2 protein-coding genes are annotated in these 2,558 nt (G+C 69.9%); both read left to right on the top strand.

Annotation, left to right across the window (positions count from 1 at the left end; translation table 11 throughout):
- The coding region (locus WA965_RS28910) for an L-aspartate oxidase (RefSeq protein WP_526448290.1) at positions 1–1,548 on the top strand (1,548 nt) is incomplete at its 5' end.
- A 14-nt stretch (positions 1,549–1,562) separates the two neighbouring features.
- Entirely contained in the window at positions 1,563–2,420 is an 858-nt protein-coding gene (gene nadC / locus WA965_RS28915) for a carboxylating nicotinate-nucleotide diphosphorylase (protein ID WP_526297794.1), read from the top strand.
- Positions 2,421–2,558: the final 138 nt, after the last annotated feature.

A 2,558-nucleotide genomic window follows, 5' to 3' on the forward strand; every position in this document is an offset into this window, starting at 1 on the left:
GGCCTGTGGAGGCAGCGTGCCGACGTGGTCGTCATCGGCACGGGCGTCGGCGGACTCGCCGCCGCGCTGGCCGCGCACCGGCGTGGACGCAAAGTGGTGCTGCTGAGCAAAGTCGGTGAGACCGCCACGTTCTACGCACAGGGTGGCATCGCGGTTGTGCTGCCGGACGCCTTTCACGACGACGGAGACTCGATCGAGGCCCACGTCGCCGACACCCTCGCCGCGGGAGGGGGCCTGTGCGATCCGGACGCGGTCCGCTCGATCGTCGCCGACGGCTACCGCGCCGTGGCCGAATTGGTCGCCTCGGGGGCACATTTTGACGAAGCGGCACCGGGGCGGTGGGCGCTGACCCGCGAGGGTGGGCACTCCCGCCGACGCATCATCCACTCCGGCGGGGATGCCACGGGTGCCGAAGTCCAGCGAGCGCTGGATTACGCGGCGGCCCACCTCGACGTCCGTCGTAACCATGTGGCGCTGGATCTGCTGGTCGAGTCCGACGCCGTCGCCGGGGTGCTGGTGCTCAGCGACGACGGCCCGGGGGTCATCTACGCGCCGTCGGTCATCCTCGCCACCGGGGGCCTGGGGCACCTCTACCAGGCCACCACCAACCCCGAGGGCTCAACGGGTGACGGTCTCGCGCTGGCGATGTGGGCCGGGCTGCCGGTCACTGACCTGGAGTTCATCCAGTTCCACCCGACCATGCTGTTCGACGGTCACCGTGGCGGGCGGCGTCCGCTGATCACCGAAGCGTTGCGCGGGGAGGGGGCGAAATTGGTTGACGCTTCCGGGGATCCGGTGACCGCCGGGGCGCACCCGATGGGCGACCTGGCGCCTCGCGACGTGGTCGCCGGCGCGATCCACGCGCGGATGAACGCCACTGGTGATCCCTGCGTGTATCTCGATGCGCGGACGATCGCCGACTTCGCCCGACGGTTCCCGACGGTGACCGCGGCCTGCCGGCAGGCGGGTATCGATCCGACACACCAACCGATCCCTGTGGTGCCCGGGGCCCACTACAGCTGTGGCGGCGTGCAGACCGACGTCTTCGGCCGCACCGACCTCGTGGGACTGTTCGCGGCCGGTGAGGTGGCCCGGACCGGGATGCACGGCGCCAACCGCCTGGCCTCCAACAGCCTTCTCGAGGGACTGGTCGTCGGCGGGCGTGCCGGCGACGTCGCCGCGGTTCACGCGCAGGACGCCGGCCCCGGTGCGGCGGTGACTCCGGATCTCCCGGTGCGACCCGCGGTGGCCCGCGCGGACTTGCAACGCGCCATGAGCCTGCACGCTTCGGTCGTGCGAAGTGGCGACGGACTACGGAAACTGGTCGATCTCCTGGACCAGGCAAGTCTTCGAAAGATCGATTCGCGCACCGATTTCGAGGATGCAGCCTTGACCTCCACCGCGACGGTCGTTGCGGCGGCAGCGGCGGCACGCACGGAAAGCCGCGGCTGCCATCACCGTTCGGACTTCCCCGATGTGGATCCGGCGCAGGCGCTCAGCGTGCCGCACGCCGCCCCTGCACTCGTTCGCAGCGCGGTGGGTTGCTGATGGCACTCACCGAGATGGCGCTCACCGAGGTCGAACTCACCGAGGCCCGCGCGGTCATCACCCGTGCACTGGACGAGGATCTGCGATACGGGCCCGATGTGACCACGATGGCAACAGTGCCCGTCGATGCGGTGACCACCGCGTCGGTGGTGTCGAGAGAGCCGGGCGTGCTCGCCGGGGTGGACCTCGCGCTGATGGTTCTCGACGAGCTGCTCGGCGTCGACGGCTACCGCATCGACCATCACGAACCGGACGGCGCACGACTCGGTGCCGGCGGAGTGGTCCTGACCGTGCATGCCCCGACCCGGGGTCTGCTCACCGCCGAGCGCACGATGCTCAATCTGGTGTGTCACCTGTCGGGCATCGCCACCACCACGGCGGCCTGGGTGGAAGCGGTGTCGGGAACCTCGGCTCAGATCAGGGACACCCGAAAGACACTGCCCGGACTCCGTGCGCTGCAGAAGTACGCGGTGCGGGTGGGCGGTGGTGTCAATCACCGGATGGGCCTGGGTGACGCGGCACTGATCAAGGACAACCACGTGGCCGCCGCAGGGTCGGTGCTGGCCGCCCTGCGCGAGGTACGGGCCGCGGCACCGGATCTCCCGTGCGAGGTCGAGGTCGATTCGCTCGAGCAACTCGACGAAGTTCTGGGCGAGGGCGTGGAACTGGTTCTGCTCGACAACTTTCCGGTGTGGCAGACGCAGATCGCCGTGCAACGCCGGGACGCACGCTCGCCCGAGACGAAGCTGGAATCGTCGGGCGGTCTGTCGCTGCACAGTGCCGCAGAGTACGCGGGCACTGGAGTGGACTACCTGGCGGTCGGCGCGCTCACGCACTCCGTCCAGGTGCTCGACCTCGGATTGGATCTCTGACGTGACCGAACGGTCACCGCGCCACGGTCTGCTCTACACCACACTCGTGGTGGCGGTCCTGGCGCTGGCGGTGGCGGTGGTCGCGCTGATCCGGTCGGCCGGCGGGACGCCCGAATACACCGAGGCGGAGCGCGGCGC

Source organism: Mycobacterium sp. (genome assembly GCF_049683935.1).
Lineage (GTDB): Bacteria > Actinomycetota > Actinomycetes > Mycobacteriales > Mycobacteriaceae > Mycobacterium.